16 protein-coding genes are annotated in these 14662 nt (G+C 67.6%); 12 read left to right on the top strand and 4 right to left on the bottom strand.

Going from position 1 to position 14662, the window contains the following annotated elements; all coding sequences use genetic code 11:
• Nucleotides 1–72: 72 nt before the first annotated feature.
• A complete protein-coding gene (locus ASF34_RS12320) occupies nucleotides 73–471 on the bottom strand; it encodes a DUF3775 domain-containing protein (RefSeq protein ID WP_018045395.1) in 399 nt (132 codons plus the stop codon).
• A 123-nt stretch (nucleotides 472–594) separates the two neighbouring features.
• Between ASF34_RS12320 and ASF34_RS12315 the strand changes: the two genes are divergently transcribed.
• The 3 genes from ASF34_RS12315 to ASF34_RS12305 all read left to right on the top strand — a co-directional run bounded on the left by ASF34_RS12315 (nucleotide 595) and on the right by ASF34_RS12305 (nucleotide 2733).
• Nucleotides 595–1347 (top strand): DUF429 domain-containing protein, encoded by a 753-nt coding sequence (locus ASF34_RS12315; protein WP_056161389.1) that lies wholly within the window; start codon nucleotides 595–597, stop codon nucleotides 1345–1347.
• A 9-nt stretch (nucleotides 1348–1356) separates the two neighbouring features.
• Nucleotides 1357–1917: an NUDIX hydrolase gene (locus tag ASF34_RS12310; protein ID WP_081612694.1), complete on the top strand. Its 561-nt coding sequence runs from the start codon at nucleotides 1357–1359 to the stop codon at nucleotides 1915–1917.
• Nucleotides 1918–2061: 144 nt separating this feature from the next.
• On the top strand, nucleotides 2062–2733 hold the full coding sequence (locus ASF34_RS12305) for a carbonic anhydrase (protein WP_026176208.1): 672 nt from the start codon (nucleotides 2062–2064) through the stop codon (nucleotides 2731–2733).
• Between the two features lie 168 nt (nucleotides 2734–2901).
• On the opposite strand, the gene ASF34_RS12300 is transcribed toward ASF34_RS12305, so the two are convergent.
• Nucleotides 2902–3603 carry a DUF4142 domain-containing protein gene (locus tag ASF34_RS12300; protein ID WP_056162031.1) on the bottom strand — a complete coding sequence of 234 codons (702 nt, stop codon included), beginning with the start codon at nucleotides 3601–3603 and terminating at the stop codon, nucleotides 2902–2904.
• A gap of 369 nt (nucleotides 3604–3972) precedes the next feature.
• Here ASF34_RS12300 and ASF34_RS12295 point away from each other — a divergent pair, with 369 nt between their 5' ends.
• From ASF34_RS12295 to ASF34_RS12255, 9 genes are all read left to right on the top strand, one after another.
• Nucleotides 3973–4833 (top strand): universal stress protein, encoded by an 861-nt coding sequence (locus tag ASF34_RS12295; protein ID WP_056161386.1) that lies wholly within the window; start codon nucleotides 3973–3975, stop codon nucleotides 4831–4833.
• 143 nt (nucleotides 4834–4976) lie between these two features.
• Nucleotides 4977–5582, top strand: a complete 606-nt coding sequence (locus tag ASF34_RS12290; protein WP_018045401.1) for a hypothetical protein — start codon at nucleotides 4977–4979, stop codon at nucleotides 5580–5582.
• A gap of 112 nt (nucleotides 5583–5694) precedes the next feature.
• Entirely contained in the window at nucleotides 5695–6294 is a 600-nt protein-coding gene (locus ASF34_RS12285; RefSeq protein WP_056161384.1) for a hypothetical protein, read from the top strand.
• A 213-nt stretch (nucleotides 6295–6507) separates the two neighbouring features.
• Nucleotides 6508–7155, top strand: a complete 648-nt coding sequence (locus tag ASF34_RS12280; RefSeq protein ID WP_082494161.1) for a cytochrome b/b6 domain-containing protein — start codon at nucleotides 6508–6510, stop codon at nucleotides 7153–7155.
• Nucleotides 7152–7931: a molybdopterin-dependent oxidoreductase gene (locus ASF34_RS12275; RefSeq protein ID WP_056161383.1), complete on the top strand. Its 780-nt coding sequence runs from the start codon at nucleotides 7152–7154 to the stop codon at nucleotides 7929–7931. Before ASF34_RS12280 ends, ASF34_RS12275 begins: the two co-directional genes overlap by 4 nt.
• Before the next feature lie 472 nt (nucleotides 7932–8403).
• Nucleotides 8404–8595, top strand: coding sequence for a hypothetical protein (locus tag ASF34_RS12270; RefSeq protein ID WP_018045405.1), 192 nt, complete (start codon nucleotides 8404–8406; stop codon nucleotides 8593–8595).
• A 66-nt stretch (nucleotides 8596–8661) separates the two neighbouring features.
• Nucleotides 8662–9528 carry a serine O-acetyltransferase gene (cysE, locus tag ASF34_RS12265; protein ID WP_018045406.1) on the top strand — a complete coding sequence of 289 codons (867 nt, stop codon included), beginning with the start codon at nucleotides 8662–8664 and terminating at the stop codon, nucleotides 9526–9528.
• A gap of 350 nt (nucleotides 9529–9878) precedes the next feature.
• Nucleotides 9879–11270: a family 2B encapsulin nanocompartment shell protein gene (locus ASF34_RS12260; protein ID WP_018045407.1), complete on the top strand. Its 1392-nt coding sequence runs from the start codon at nucleotides 9879–9881 to the stop codon at nucleotides 11268–11270.
• The gene (locus tag ASF34_RS12255; RefSeq protein ID WP_056161381.1) at nucleotides 11257–13260 is read left to right on the top strand and encodes a family 2A encapsulin nanocompartment cargo protein cysteine desulfurase; all 2004 of its coding nucleotides are present in this window, start codon (nucleotides 11257–11259) and stop codon (nucleotides 13258–13260) included. The genes ASF34_RS12260 and ASF34_RS12255 overlap by 14 nt, the downstream gene beginning before the upstream one ends.
• A 99-nt stretch (nucleotides 13261–13359) precedes the next feature.
• Here ASF34_RS12255 and ASF34_RS12250 read toward each other — a convergent pair whose 3' ends face one another.
• The gene (locus ASF34_RS12250) at nucleotides 13360–13788 is read right to left on the bottom strand and encodes a DUF6691 family protein (protein ID WP_187273475.1); all 429 of its coding nucleotides are present in this window, start codon (nucleotides 13786–13788) and stop codon (nucleotides 13360–13362) included.
• Nucleotides 13788–14204, bottom strand: coding sequence for a YeeE/YedE family protein (locus ASF34_RS12245; RefSeq protein ID WP_056161379.1), 417 nt, complete (start codon nucleotides 14202–14204; stop codon nucleotides 13788–13790). Before ASF34_RS12245 ends, ASF34_RS12250 begins: the two co-directional genes overlap by 1 nt.
• Nucleotides 14205–14662 lie beyond the last annotated feature (458 nt).

Genomic DNA, 14662 nt, shown 5'->3' with positions numbered 1-14662 from the left:
CGGCGGATTCGGCGGGGACACGAGCCACCACGCGGGCGGATGGTGATGAGGCCGGCTCACCACCGTCCGGTCTCAAGCCTCCGAGACGTCCTGGCTGATCCCAAGGGCGGCGAGCCCTTCGTCGAGGAGATCGCCCGCATCGGGCGAGGCCATGATCTCGTGCAGCGCGCCCTCGCCCACCGCCTCGCGTTCGCGGGCGAAGCGCACGGCCTCACCCCATTCCTCGGCCTCCATATCACCGCGCCCGACATAGAGAAGGGCGAGGAGATTGGCCCGCTCGTCGTCGTTGAGGCCGGAGATCATCGAACGGACCTCCGATTCCGTGGCATCGTCGGTGCCCGACGTGAGCACGTCGGTGGAGCCGTCGTCGATCGGGTTGGAGCCCGAATCGGGGTCGGTGGCACCCTCCTTCACGTCGAGCGCCCTGACCCGGAGGATGATTTCGGTGACCTTGTCGACGGCGATGTCCATGGAACGATCCTGTGAAGCGTGCCGCCGGCGGCGGCGTTATCCGGTGCGACGGGACGGCCCTCGAAGCCGGCCGTCCGTGAGCAGCATCAACCCGCCAGAGCCGTCGCGGTTCGCGGGGCTCGCATGACGCGCTGGATCGCCGGACTCGACGGCTGCCGCGGCGCCTGGGCCGGAGCCCTCCTCGATCTCGACGATCCCGGCCGCTACCGCGCCGGGCGCTTTGCCCGCGTCTCCGATATCCTGGACGGGCCGGAATCGCCGGTCTGCGTCGGGATCGACGTCCCGATCGGCCTGCCCGACCGCGTCGAGGGCGGCGGCCGGGCCGCCGACCGCGCGGCCAGGGCCTATCTCGCGGGCGGGCGATCCAGCGTCTTCCCGGTGCCGCCACGGGCAGCGGTCCATGCCGGCAGCTACGAGGAGGCCAAGGCGCTCTCCCGCGCCGCCAGCGTCCCTCCCTTCGCACCCTCGATCCAGTGCTGGAACATCACCCGCTACATCCGCGAGGTGGATGACCTGCTCCTGGCGCGGCCGCCGCTGCGCGAGCGGGTTCACGAGGTTCACCCGGAAGTGGCGTTCCGCCGCCTCAACGGCGACCGTCCGCTGGCATCGGCCAAGAAGGGGCCGGGGCGTCGGGAAGGGCTGGAAGAGCGCCGCGCGCTCCTGCGATGGGCCGGTCTACCCGCGATGCTGGTGGACGCAGGCAGACCGGCGGGCGTAGGGGCCGACGATCACCTCGACGCCCTCGCTGCCTTGGTCGTCGCCCGCGACATCGTCCTCGGACGCGCCATCCCGATGCCCGACCCGCCGGGACGCGACCTCCATGGCCTTCCCGTGGTGATCTGGGCGCCTGCTGGCGAGGGTCCGATTCCCTGCTAGACCGTCGTCATGATTCGTCCCTCGTCGACCCAGCCCCCCGAACCCGAGTCCAGCCAAGGGTCCGGTGTGCCTCCCCTGCGCCACGTCGCCCGTGCCCTCGTCTTCGACCCGCAGGACCGGCTGCTCCTGATCGCCTACGAGGCGCAACGCCCCATCGATCCATCGAGGCCGGAGGAGCGGACCTTCTGGTTCATGCCCGGTGGCGGGCTGGAGCCCGGCGAAAGCCACGCGCAAGCCTGCCTTCGGGAACTCGGTGAGGAAATCGGGGTTTTCGATGCCGAGATCGGGCCGCAGGTCGCTGCCTGCGACGGTCCGTTCTTTCTATTCCCGAAGCCGCGTGATGCCCGCGAACGCTATTTCGTCGTGCGTCTGCCCAGCGACGAGGTCGATACCAGCCGCCTCGCCGAGACCGAGGACAGCACGGTCCTCGGCACGCGCTGGTGGACGCTCGACGAGTTGGAGGCCAGCGGTGAGCGGATCGAGCCCGCGGGCCTCGCTCGCCTGGCCAGACGCATCGCGTCGGGCGAGCGGCCCGAGCCGCCCGTCACCCTGACCTGGCATCAGGTGTGAACCCGCACTGGGCCACCGGCCCGAGACTGGGCCAGATAGGGCCTCGGAACCAGATACGGCACAGGTCTCGCTAGTCGAGGCTGAATGTCGAGAACCGGGTTGTCACGGCAACCCCCAACAACAATGCTCAAGGAAGGAAAACGCATGTTCCCACAAAAGCTGACCTCAGGATACCGGTCGTTCCTCGATGGACGCTTGTCCCACGAGGCCAAACGCTACGCCGCCCTGGCACAAGGGCAGAGCCCGGAAGTCTTGCTGATCGGCTGCTGTGACAGCCGCGTTTCGCCGGAAGTCATCTTCGATACCGGACCGGGCGAACTCTTCATCATCCGCAACGTGGCCAACCTCGTTCCCCCCTTCGAGGAGGGCGGCGAGTATCATGGCACGTCGGCGGCCATCGAGTTCGCCGTCCAGGCCCTGGAAGTGAAGCACATCGTCGTTCTGGGCCACGCCACCTGCGGCGGCATCAAGGCCTACGCCAACCCGCCAGGCCCGCTCTCGACGAGCGACTTCATCGGCAAATGGGTCTCCCTGGTGAAGGGCGCCGAGGAGAAACTCAAGGTGCAGAAGGGACCGGACCACCTGACGCGCCTGGAATACGCCACCGTGGCGCAGAGCCTCGAGAACCTGATGACGTTCCCCTTCGTGCGCGAGCGCGTCGCCGATGGCCGCCTGGCGCTCCACGGCGCGCATTTCGGCATCGCTCATGGCGAGCTTCTCCTGCGCAATCCCGAGACGGGTGATTTCGAGCCCGCCGTCGATGGCGGCGGAAAGACGATGACCCCGGCCTCCCTGATGCACAGCAGCGAAGTCTGATCGCATCGGCCCACATAACCTGAGCCCCCGTATCCTGCCGGATATGGGGTCCATCACCTGATCCGGTGAGATGCAGGCAAACGCGAAACGCCGGGCCTCATCGGCCCGGCGTTTTTTCGTGCATCCGTTCCACCGCCGGCCCATCGACCGGCGGTGGGTTTCAACCCCTTAGCGGGCGCCGGGGAGGCGCTGCGCCATCTGGTAATGCTGCTGGAGCACCGGCAGCGCCTGTTCGGCATGGGCGCGCAGGGCCGGGTTCGTGCCGGTCTGGGCGTAGGACTGGTACATGCCGATGGCCGCCTCGTGCGACCTCACCTGGATCTGGCCGTAGAGACGGTCGAAGCGCGGGCCGGCCGGAGCGGCGGCGAGCTCGGAGAGCATGGCCTGCTGCTGCGGATCGACCGGGACCATGGTGGTGCCGGCGGTGGTGTCGACATCGCCGTTGAAGGCCTGGCTGCCGGCGGCGGCACCACGGCTCGCGCCGCTGCCGATCCCCTCGACGGCGCCGACAGGGCCGCCGCTGAGCGTACCGGCCACGACGCCCGTGGCGGCACCCGTGGCCGCGCCCACCGCGCCGCCGGCAATCGCCAGAGGCGCGCCGATCAGTCCGCCGGGACCACCGTTGCCGGCATAGGTCCGCTCGCCGCCGGCCAGGGCCACGTTCGCGGCCCGGTGGTCACGCACGGCGTCACGGGCGAAGCGGATGACCTGCGGGTTGCGGCTCTTCGACAGCGCGATCTGGCTCGACTGGACCTCGAACGCATTGGCCTGCATCGCCTGGAGCCGGAAATCGCCGGACATGGTCTGGGCGGCGGCGGGGGTCGACATGACGACGGCAATGGCGGACAGCGCAACGTACTTATTCATGATTCTGACCTCTGGATATGATCTTGAAAACGCAAAGGCGGCGGACCGGACCACATCTCTGCGGATCGGCGTATCCGACAACGCCACGTTTGCCGGACAACGACAGCCCCTCCATTGGGTTCCCGAAGAATGTCATCGTCATGCGGGCTATTCTACTGATATCGACAGGATCACGGCGATGATCGGCACGGCTCTATAGCCAAGCTTAACCTGTCGTTTTAGCCTCGCCAGCTCGTCGTAGGCACGGATTCACGGCGTGACCCGCGAAGGCCGCAGAAAAGCGTGGGTTGACGACGAGCCGGAGTTTTCGGGAACGCGAAACCGCACTAGCCTGCCCGTCGGCGGCGATGATGTGGATGGAGGCTCCCGGCGATGAAGACCCTGCTCGTTCCGGTGGCGCTCCATGACGCGCTGCCCTCCGTCTTCGCGACCACGCTCCTGGTGGGACGCCGCTTCGGCAGCCTGATCGAAGGCGTCTCCGTGCGTCCGGCCCTCGCCGAATACGTTCCGGTGGACATGGTCGGCGGCATGACGTGGCTGCGCGACGAGGAGGCCGACAAGGCCGAGGCCGAGGATGCCGGCAAGCGCTTCGTCGATTTCCTCGCCGGCGCCGGCATTCCCGTCGCCACGGAAGGGCCGTGCACCCCCGAATTCGTGGCCGCCGCCGGAACCCGCTACCGCTGGCGCCCGGACGTGCCGGCGGGCGACGCCTTCCTCGGACATTATGCCCGCCTGTTCACCGCCACCGTGGTGGGCCGGCCCGGGTCCGGGGATGGCGCCCCGCGCATGACCACGTTCGAGACGGCCCTGTTCGAGAGCGGCCGGCCGATCCTGCTGGCGCCCCCCACTCCTCCGACGAGCCTCGGCGAGGCGATCCTGATCGCCTGGAACGGGTCGAGCGAGACCGCGCGGGCCGTGGCCTTCGCCATGCCCTTCCTGCGCAAGGCCTCGCGTATCCGCGTCGTCAGCGCGGAGGGCGGCATGGTGCCGGGGCCGAGCGCGGAGGATCTGGCCAAGGCGCTCGCCTGCGAAGGCATCTTCGCAGACCACAAGGCCTTCACCGAAGGCCGGCGCACACCCGGCGAGGTCTTCCTCAACGAGGCGCAGGAATTCGGCTGCGATCTCCTGATCAAGGGTGCCTATACCCAGAGCCGCCTGCGCCAGATGATCTTCGGAGGCGCCACTAGTCACGTGCTGGCCCATGCCACCATGCCGATGCTGATGGCCCACTGACAGACCCACGATAGCGCGCAATTGATTTGTGCGCATACGAACCCGATGCCACATCGCGCGTTGTCCGAGCGCTTCCCGCCGTGCAGGCGGAAGCGTCCGGCGAGGGTCCCGACAGCCGGGATCGCTCCAGCGCAAGGCATTCCATGACACGACGGATCATCGCGGCCGCAACCCTGTGCGTCGGCCTGTCTTCCAGCCTGCCCGTCCTGGCCGATTCTCCACTGGTCCGCGTGCGCGGAACGATCGAATCCGTCGCGGCCGATCACGTCACGATCAAGCCCCGCATCGGTCAGGCCGTCTCGGTGAAGTTCGCCGATGCGATGAGGGTGGCCGCCGCCAGCAAGGCCGAGATCGGCGACATCAAGCCCGACAGCTACGTCGGCACCGCCGCGACGCCCCAGGCCGACGGCACCCTCAAGGCCCTCGAAGTCGCCGTCTTCGCCCCGAGCATGCGCGGTACGGGCGACGGCCATTATCCGTGGGACCTCGAGAAGGAGAACACGATGACGAACGGCGCCGTGGGCGCCCTCGCGGGCACTACCGGCCGCACGATCACCGTGACCTACAAGGGCGGCGAGAAGACCATCACGGTCCCCGAGGACGTGCCGATCGTCTCCCTCAACCCCTCGGACACATCCGTCATCAAGGTCGGCGCCCGCGTAGTGGCGATCACCAAAGCGGATGCCGCCGGCACGATGGTCGCCGACCGGATGATCGTCGGCGAGAACGGCACCGTCCCGCCCATGTAGGCGACCGCCTCGCGAACACACCCTTCCGGGGCGGCGGCGCAGCCCCGGCACCGGGGCTGGACCTCATGAATCCGCCCCGACCACAACGACGCCGAACCACCGAGGAACCGCCATGCTGAAATCCTTCCTGACGACGCTCACCCTGACCCTCGTGGTGACGGCCACCGCCGCCCAGGCCGACGACATCACGCGCTATCGCGGCACCATCGAGAAGGTGGACGGCACGGCCGTGACGATCAAGCCGCGCGTGGGCGAGGCGCTGACGGTCAGCATGGCACCCGACGTGAAGGTACTGGCGGCCTCCACCGGCAAGATCACCGACATCAAGCCCGACAGCTACATCGGCACCGCGGCGATCCCGCAGCCGGACGGTTCGCAGAAGGCGCTCCAGGTCACCGTCTTCGCCTCCTCCCTGCGTGGCACGGCGGACGGGCATTACCCGTGGGATCTCGGCTCCAACTCCACCATGACCAACGGCGCCATCGGCACCATCTCCGGCACCGAGGGGCGGACCTTGCTGGTCAAGTACCAGGGCGGTGAGAAGAAGGTGAATGTTCCGGACGACGTGCCGGTGACCCTGGTGGATCCGGGCGACAAGTCCATCGTCGTCGACGGAGCTAAGGTCGTGGCCTTCACCAAGAAGGGCACCGACGGCAAGCCCACCGCCGTGATCCTCATCGTCGGCCGCAACGGCACCGTCCCGTCGATGTGAATGAGGCAACGTCGACGAAGCCATTCACAAGCCTCGTAGACCGCTTCCCCCACCCACACACCTCCCCCCTGAGGTGCCGCGCAGCAGCCTCGAAGGAGCCCTCCGGAACGCACAGCGATATCTGGAGATCTCCTTCGAGGCCTTCGCTTCGCTCCTGCGCCTCAGAATGAGGTCGCGGATGGGAGCAGGGACCGAGACGCCACCGCTCATAGGATGTTCCGGATGACCGTCTCCTCGAACACGCAGTTTCGCATCACGGTGATCCACCCGCTCATCGTGCGCGTGACCCACTGGATCAATGCGGTCGCGGTGTTCTGCATGCTGTTCAGCGGCTGGGCGATCTACAACGCCTCGCCGTTCTTTCCCTTCGTCTTCCCGAAATGGGCGACCCTCGGCGGATGGCTGGGCGGGGCGCTCGCCTGGCACTTCGCCGCCATGTGGCTGTTCGCCCTGAACGGACTCGCCTACGTCCTCTACGGCCTGTTCGCACGGCATTTCGCCAGATCGTTCCTGCCGCTGAGCCCGAGGGCGTTCTGGCGCGACGCCGCCGACGCCGTCAGGTTGCGCCTCGCCCACCGGATCGGCGAGTACAACGCGGTGCAGAGGGTCGCCTATCTGGTGGCGTTCCTTCTCGGAATCCTCCTCGTCGCCTCCGGCCTCGCTTTGTGGAAGCCGGTCCAGTTGCAGGGACTCGCCGCTTTGTTCGGCGGCTATGAATGGGCGCGGCGCGTGCATTTCTTCGCCATGTCCGGCCTCGTCGGATTCATCCTGCTTCATCTCGCGCTGGTCATCCTGGTGCCGCGCACCCTCGTGGCGATGGTCACAGGCCGCGCCCGCAACCCCGTGGAGACGCGCTCATGAGCCGTGACGAGACCAAGGCGAAACGCCTGCGCGCGCTTCGCCGGGAGATCCAGCCGGAACTGGTGAAGCTGGAGCGCCGCCTGTTCCTGCGCTCGGGCCTGTCCCTCGGCGCCCTGTCGCTGCTTTCGGGCTGCGACCTCTCCACCGGCACCAACGGTACCCTGATCGACCGCACGCTGTGGGCGATGTCGCGCGCCAACGACCGGGTCCAGGCCTGGCTGTTCGACCCGAACACGCTGGCACCGACCTATCCGGCGAGCATGATCGACACGCCGTTCCGCTTCAACGCCTACTACCCGCCGGACAACATCCCCGAGATCGACGAAGCGACCTGGAAGCTCGACGTGTCGGGCCTCGTCGCCGACAAGACGCCCTGGACCTTGCAAAAGCTGCGCGCCCTGCCGCAGGAGAGCCAGATCACCCGTCACATCTGCATCGAGGGCTGGAGCCAGATCGGCCAGTGGAGCGGCGTGCCGCTGAAGGCCTTCCTGGAGCGGGTCGGGGCCGACCTCACCGCGAAGTATGTCGGCTTCAAATGCGCCGACCGCTATTACGGCAGCCTCGACATGCCGAGCGCCCTCCATCCGCAGACGGTGCTGGCCCTGGATTTTGGCGGCAGCGCCCTGCCTCTCGAATACGGCTACCCCCTCCGGGTGCGCGTGCCGACGAAGCTCGGCTTCAAGAGCCCCAAGCACATCGTCTCGGTCTTCGTGACCAACGACTATCCCGGCGGCTACTGGGAGGACCAGGGCTACAACTGGTTCAGCGGAATCTGACCGGGGTCAGACACCGGCGATGCCGGCCCCGGAGGCCGATGGCCGGGAATCGAAGCGGAAGGACAAGCCTGCTCCCCGCACCGGACTCGAGGGAAGGATCTTTCGGGAAGCGCCTAGTCTTTGAAAATCACTCTCGTTGACCCGAACGAGCCAAGATATGCACAATGCAGGGAGACAAAAGAAAGAACCGCCTGCCTGCACCATGCCTCCCGAGACAGGTTTGTCCGCAGGCAATGCTTGGATTGGAAATCCGTGTCGTTACGCCTTGGACTGTTACCCTCAGACGTGACGATCCACCCGGCGCATGCCGAGTGTACGCCTCGCCTCGCACGAATGCCGATACTCGGCGAAAGCTCATAGGTTCGACCCATGAGACGAGCGTTTCGAGGCATGTGAGGTCCTGACCGGCATTGGCCGTCAGGTGCTCGGACGATCCCCCAACACTGAAAAACGACACCCGGAGGAGGGAACGATGGTTCTCGGAGATCAGGTCGTGTTCGCGAGACTCGATGTCGCCGAGGCGCTGGGCATCTGGCGTCACGCCACGGGGCGTATCGTCGACATCGTATCCGGCCCCGACGGGGCAGAGGCGGTGAACGTCCAGTTCGAGGGCCACGGCCTGCTCGTCGGCTACATCGCGACGCTGTTCCAACGCATCGGCTGAGCGCGCGGTCTGCGGGGGTTAAAGGCAGGCTCTCGCGAGCCGGGCGCGAGGAGTGGAAGACCGATCATGACAGCGGGCAGCCTAGCGACGCGCAGCGTTCCCACCAACATCCTCCGTCCGCCCCTGCGCACCGTGAGCCAGACCACCGTCGAAGCCGACCTCTGGCGTGCCATGCGCGCCGAGGCCGAAGCCGCGTTGATCGAAGAGCCGCTCTATGCCGGCATCATCCAGGCGACGGTCCTGGATCAGCCGAGCCTGATCCATGCCCTCGCCTACCGGCTCGCCCATCGCCTCGGCGACGGCGATCTCTCCCGCCTGTCCACCCGCGACCTCTGCCTCGCCGCCTTCCAGGCGGACCCGCATGCGGGCGGTCACGCGGTCCGCGACATCGTCGCCATCCGCGAGCGCGACCCCACCTGCCGCCGCTATCTCGATCCCTTCCTGTTCTACAAAGGGCTGGCCTCTCTGGAGGGCTACCGGGTGGCCCATTGGCTTTGGCACCAGGGCCGCGCCACCCTGGCGCTGCATATCCAGAGCCGGATCTCGGAGGTGTTCGGGGCCGACATCCATCCCGCCGCGCGAATCGGCTCGGGCGTGTTCATCGATCACGCCACCGGCGTCGTCATCGGCGAGACCACGGTGATCGCCGACGATGTCTCGATCCTGCAATCGGTGACCCTCGGGGGCAACGGCAAGGAGAGCGGCGACCGCCATCCGAAGATCGAACGCGGGGTTCTGCTCAGCGTCGGCGCCAAGGTGCTGGGCAATATCCGGGTCGGCGAGGGCGCGAAGGTCGCCGCCGCCGCCGTGGTGCTGCACGACGTGCCCGCCCACACCACCGTCGCGGGCGTGCCGGCCCGCGTCGTGTCGCGCATCAGCCCCACCGAGGACCCCGCCCTCAGCATGGACCAGTTTTTCGGTGACGGGATTTAGGAACGATTTTTCAACTCTTCTCGTCCCACGGAGCCGCGCAGCACGAGATAAATCATCTCCTATAGTTGCTATTAATAGAATTAAAATATCTTATACGGCATAAAATAGAATATCCATTCTCTAAAGACGATAATTTATAGAACAGAATTTCATTGACCCCCTTCAAGATCAAGCGTTAGAAACAACCCGTCCCCGCAGTGACGCTTTGTCTGAGGCAGCGGGGGCCGATCAAGATCAGTCCAAGATCATCATCGAGCGAGAGCGGACGCGTGATAGGCGCGGCTACGATGCGGCATGCGCCGCGTCACGGCCGGCCAACGCCTCCTGCCGCAATACGGAGACGAACCCCCATGAGTGGACCCGGTCTGAGCGTGAGCGCCTCGGCGGCACGCAATCTTGCAACGGCGACCGTCACGTCGGTCCAGAACGCGGCCAACACCCCCCGCTGGTTCCATCGCCTGCTCCCCTTCGTCGACGTCGCCGGCGGCGTCTACCGGGTCAACCGCCGCGCCGTGGTTCTGGCCAAGCCCGGCCGCATCGAGCTCGCCAATGACGGCGGCACCCGCACCGTGCGCCCGGCCTCCCTGCGCAGTGTCCCGCTGTTCAGCCGTCTCGGCGACAACGAGCTGTCGGCGCTGGCCTCCAAGTTCACCGTCTCCCAGCACAAGGCGGGCGACGTCATCGCCGAGGAGGGCTCCACCGGCCGCAGCCTCACCGTCGTGGCCGAGGGCACCGTCGAACTGACCCTGTCGGGCCCGTTCAAGAACCGCCTGCGCCAGGGTCTCGCCACCGGCGGCGACTATTTCGGCGACAACGATCTCGTGAGCGAGAACGCGCCCGCTCCCGCCGTGAAGGCGCTCTCGGCGGTGACGCTGCTCACCCTCGACCGCTCCGCCATCGAGGACGAGGGCATCCGCTCGCGCATCTCCCAGTTCGTGGAAGAGCGTGACCGCCTCAAGGGGCACACCAACAGCGAGGGCGAGCAGGGCATCGAGCTTCTGGCGGTCCATACCGGCGAGCCGCGCCTGCCCACGACCTATGTCGATTACGAGGTCGACCCGCGCGAGTACCACCTCTCCACGATCCAGACGATCCTGCACACCCACACCCGCGTCACCGATCTCTACTCCAACGAGATCGACCAGCTGCGCGAGCAGATCCGCCTCACGGTCGATGCCGTGAAGGAGCGGGAAGAGTGGGAGCTGTTCAACAATTCCGAGTTCGGCCTGCTCCACGAAGTCAGCCAGCGCCAGCGCATCCCGACGCGCGGCGGACCGCCCACCCCGGACGATCTCGACGAGCTCCTGACCCTGGTCTGGAAGAAGCCCGCCTTCTTCGTGGCCCACCCTCGCGCCATCGCGGCCTTCGGCCGTGAAGCCACCCGTCGCGGCGTGCCGCCGGTGGTGATCCACCTGTTCGGCTCGCCCTTCATCACCTGGCGCGGCGTGCCGATCGTGCCCAGCGACAAGCTCCCCATCGACATCGACCCGGTGACCGGCGCCCAAACCACCTCGATCCTGCTCCTCCGCGTCGGCGAAGGCGAACAGGGCGTGGTCGGCCTGCAGAAGTCCGGCGTCACCGGCGAGATCGAGACCGGCCTGTCGGTGCGCTACATGGGCACCAACGACCATTCCATCGCCTCGCACCTCGTGACCCGCTACTTCTCGGCCGCGGTGCTGGTGGAAGACGCCATCGCACGCCTCGATAACGTGCTGCTGGGCAACTACCATGACTACGCTTAACGCGCCGGGTCTCCCCACGGGCAGTCTCCCTACGGGGGTGTTCGGCGACACGGCGCATGCGGATCTCGTCGGGCGCCTGGCCCGCGAGATCTACGGTCAGGGTCAGACGGCGTCCGCGCCCCTGACCCCCAACCTGCCGCAGACGCCGCAAGCGCCGCAGGCCACCCCACGGCTGCCGCAGGCTCTGGAGAATCTTCCCCAGGGCTTCGGGCACCCCCTCGCTCCGAAGGCGGATCTCGGCACGCCGTCGATCCCGTCGGGTTCCGCGCCGTCGGGTCTTGAGCCCGACGGATCGGCTCTCGGCGCCCGCTCGTTCGGAGCGCCTCCCGTGGGACTTCCCGGCCTCACCGGTCCGGGCTTCGCTCAAGCATCGGCGTTTCCCTCGGTCCATCCCGAGGCGCAGGCTCCCCGTGGGGGCCTGCCCGAGTTCTTCGTGCCGAGCGTCGCCGATGTCGCCGCCTTCCTCCCCGGCGGCCACGATCTCCACGCCACGATCGCCAAGGACCACCCGCGCGCCAATGCCTTCGCGCATGGGTTCGCGCCGTCCCTGGTGCCGGAAGCGCCCGGTCATGGGGGCCAAAACGCCTCGCAGGAGACGGTCTCCCGCGCCGGCCGGAAGGTGGAGATCGCCGACGAGCCGTTCTTGTCGGGCGAGTACTACTTCCTGACCGACCGCAGCCGGACGGGCAACGCCGCGCCCGCCCCGTCGACTCGCCACGAGCCTCGCCCCGGCCATGCGCCCCATGTCTCGTCGCAGGGCTCCAGCCCGGTGGCGGCCCCCTTCGACGTGGAGCGGGTGCGCAAGGACTTCCCGGCCCTGCACCAGAGCATCAACGGGCATCCGCTGGTCTGGCTCGACAATGCGGCCACCACCCACAAGCCGCAGAGCGTCATCGACGCGACGTCCGAATTCTACGCCCGCCATAACTCGAACATCCACCGGGCCGCGCACACCCTCGCGGCGCGCTCCACGGACCTGTTCGAGGGCGGACGCGAGAAGGTGCGTCGCTTCATCAACGCCGCCTCGACGGACGAGATCATCTTCCTCCGGGGCACCACGGAAGCGATCAACCTCGTCGCCAACTCCTACGGTCGCGCCAATATCGGCCCGGGTGACGAGATCATCATCTCGACCATCGAGCATCACGCCAACATCGTCCCCTGGCAGCTCCTCACCCAGGCGACCGGGGCGACCCTGCGCGTGATTCCCGTGGACGATCGCGGCGAGATCATCTTCGAGCAGTTCGCGACCCTCCTGTCGGGCCGCACCAAGATCGTCTCGATCACCCATGTGGCCAACGCTCTGGGCACCATCAACCCGGTCCGTGAGATCATCGCCCTGTCGCATGCCTATGGGGTGCCGGTGCTGGTGGATGCGGCGCAATCGTCGCCGCACATCCCCCTGGACGTGCAGGCGCTGGACGCCGACTTCCTCGTCTTCTCCGGGCACAAGGTGTTCGGGCCGACGGGCATCGGCGCCCTCTACGGCAAGCGCGCGCTGCTGGAGGCGATGCCTCCGTGGCAGGGCGGCGGCCACATGATCGAGGACGTCACCTTCTCGAAGACGGTCTACAAGGGCGTTCCCGAGAAGTTCGAGGCGGGCACGCCGGACATCGCGGGAGCGGTGGGGCTCGGCGCGGCCCTGGACTACCTCGAGAGCGTCGGACTTCCCGGCATCGCGGCCTACGAGCACGACCTGCTCGAATACGCGCAAGCCGGGCTTGCCGAGGTGAAGGGTCTGCGCCTGATCGGAACCGCGCGACAGAAAGCCAGCGTCATGTCCTTCGTCGTCGATGGGCATGACAACGAAGCGGTGGCCAAGCACCTCGACGCCCGCGGCATCGCCGTGCGCTCGGGCCATCACTGCGCCCTCCCCGCCCTGCGGCGGTTCGGGGTCGACCAGTCGGTTCGCGCCTCGCTCGCCTTCTACAACACCCGCGCGGACGTGGACGCCTTCCTGAAGGGGCTCCACAGCCTGCCGCGCCGGTAGCGTCGGAATCCGAGAACGCGGTGTGACATCATTCGGCCCGGTCGGTTCTCCGACCGGGCCGAATGCGTTCGACGCCCGCCGCCGCGCAGTCGGCCGGCATCACTTGCGGGATGCGGCGGCGGTGAAGCGGTGGAGCAGCATGCCCGCCACCATCGCCGCCACGAACCCGATCACCTGCGGCAAGCCCAGAGTCAGGCCCGCCAGCGCCGGGCCGGGACAGAGGCCGACGAGGCCCCAGCCGATGCCGAACAGGGCGGCACCGCCGACCAGGCTCGCCGTGATGGGACGGTTGTGGGGAATCTCGAAGCGCTGGGCCAGCACGGGCCTGCGCATCCGCGACACGAGGACATAACCCAGCGCCGAGACGGCGACCGCGCCGGCCAGCACGAAGGCGAGGCTCGGGTCCCAGGCGCCGGCCACGTCGAGGAAGCCGAGAACGCGCGCCGGGTCCATCATGCCCGAGAGCGCGAGGCCGAATCCGAACAGGAGGCCGGCGAGCAAGCCCACCGCGGAACGCAAGGTGTCCATCACCATCCACCATGTCGGACGAGGAACACCGTCGCGGCGGCGGCGGCCATGAAGGTCGCCACCGCCGCGATGGAGCGGGGCGACAGCCGGGCGAGGCCGCAGACGCCGTGGCCGCTGGTGCAGCCCCCGCCGAGCCGCGTCCCGTAGCCGACGAGGAGGCCACCGAGGACGATGAGGCTCCACGGCGCGTCGAGTTGCACGACGGGCCATGCACCGAGGGCGAGGCGATACAGGACCGGGCCGAGGAGCAGGCCGGCGAGGAAGGCCCAGCGCCACGGTGTGTCCCGGCTCAACGGCAGCATCGCCCCGGCGGCGATGCCGCTGATCCCGGCGATGCGGCCGTTGAGGACGAGGAGCAGGGCGGCGGAGGTCCCGATCAGGGCACCACCGGCAAGAGCTGACAGGTAGACGATCATTCGGAGACTCCGACTCCAGTCGAGGGAGCCACTTGGAACGAGTTCTTTCGTGGCGGACCAACGCGGCCGACCGTAGAGAACCCGCCATCGAGAATGAGAAACGACGCCCCGGCGGTAGCCCCCGCGCCCACCGAGAGGTCGAACGCCGAAGCGTTGCTGTCAATGCGAAACATCCTGCCACCACGCCCCGCCGCAGAGCGTGCCGGGATGGCTCAGGGAATGATGGCGATGACGCGGATCTCGATACGCATCCTGGGCAAACCGAGCGCATCGACGCCCAGCTGGGTCCAGATCGGGGCACGATCGAGCGTGGAACGGCAGAAGCGGCCGGCAGCGCATCATGTCAGAGTGTGGGGAGCTCTGACGTGCCCAGATCGCCAGACGTCATCCGGATGACATGGCCAAGACTGGAAATGGCTGAGACTGAAATGGCCAAGACCGAAAGCGTGCCACGCGCT

This window comes from Methylobacterium sp. Leaf106, assembly GCF_001422895.1.
GTDB lineage: Bacteria > Pseudomonadota > Alphaproteobacteria > Rhizobiales > Beijerinckiaceae > Methylobacterium > Methylobacterium bullatum.
This window is presented reverse-complemented; position numbering and strand designations above follow the sequence as displayed.

Bases quoted from the DNA above. Each gene is read 5' to 3' on its own strand.
- ASF34_RS12290 (WP_018045401.1), top strand. From the start codon at position 4,977: ATGACACGACGGATCATCGCGGCCGCAACCCTGTGCGTCGGCCTGTCT.
- ASF34_RS12285 (WP_056161384.1), top strand. From the start codon at position 5,695: ATGCTGAAATCCTTCCTGACGACGCTCACCCTGACCCTCGTGGTGACG.
- ASF34_RS12255 (WP_056161381.1), top strand. From the start codon at position 11,257: ATGACTACGCTTAACGCGCCGGGTCTCCCCACGGGCAGTCTCCCTACG.
- ASF34_RS12280 (WP_082494161.1), top strand. From the start codon at position 6,508: ATGTTCCGGATGACCGTCTCCTCGAACACGCAGTTTCGCATCACGGTG.
- ASF34_RS12260 (WP_018045407.1), top strand. From the start codon at position 9,879: ATGAGTGGACCCGGTCTGAGCGTGAGCGCCTCGGCGGCACGCAATCTT.
- ASF34_RS12310 (WP_081612694.1), top strand. From the start codon at position 1,357: ATGATTCGTCCCTCGTCGACCCAGCCCCCCGAACCCGAGTCCAGCCAA.
- ASF34_RS12275 (WP_056161383.1), top strand. From the start codon at position 7,152: ATGAGCCGTGACGAGACCAAGGCGAAACGCCTGCGCGCGCTTCGCCGG.
- ASF34_RS12295 (WP_056161386.1), top strand. From the start codon at position 3,973: ATGAAGACCCTGCTCGTTCCGGTGGCGCTCCATGACGCGCTGCCCTCC.
- cysE (WP_018045406.1), top strand. From the start codon at position 8,662: ATGACAGCGGGCAGCCTAGCGACGCGCAGCGTTCCCACCAACATCCTC.
- ASF34_RS12245 (WP_056161379.1), bottom strand. From the start codon at position 14,204: ATGATCGTCTACCTGTCAGCTCTTGCCGGTGGTGCCCTGATCGGGACC.
- ASF34_RS12250 (WP_187273475.1), bottom strand. From the start codon at position 13,788: ATGGACACCTTGCGTTCCGCGGTGGGCTTGCTCGCCGGCCTCCTGTTC.
- ASF34_RS12270 (WP_018045405.1), top strand. From the start codon at position 8,404: ATGGTTCTCGGAGATCAGGTCGTGTTCGCGAGACTCGATGTCGCCGAG.
- ASF34_RS12315 (WP_056161389.1), top strand. From the start codon at position 595: ATGACGCGCTGGATCGCCGGACTCGACGGCTGCCGCGGCGCCTGGGCC.
- ASF34_RS12320 (WP_018045395.1), bottom strand. From the start codon at position 471: ATGGACATCGCCGTCGACAAGGTCACCGAAATCATCCTCCGGGTCAGG.
- ASF34_RS12305 (WP_026176208.1), top strand. From the start codon at position 2,062: ATGTTCCCACAAAAGCTGACCTCAGGATACCGGTCGTTCCTCGATGGA.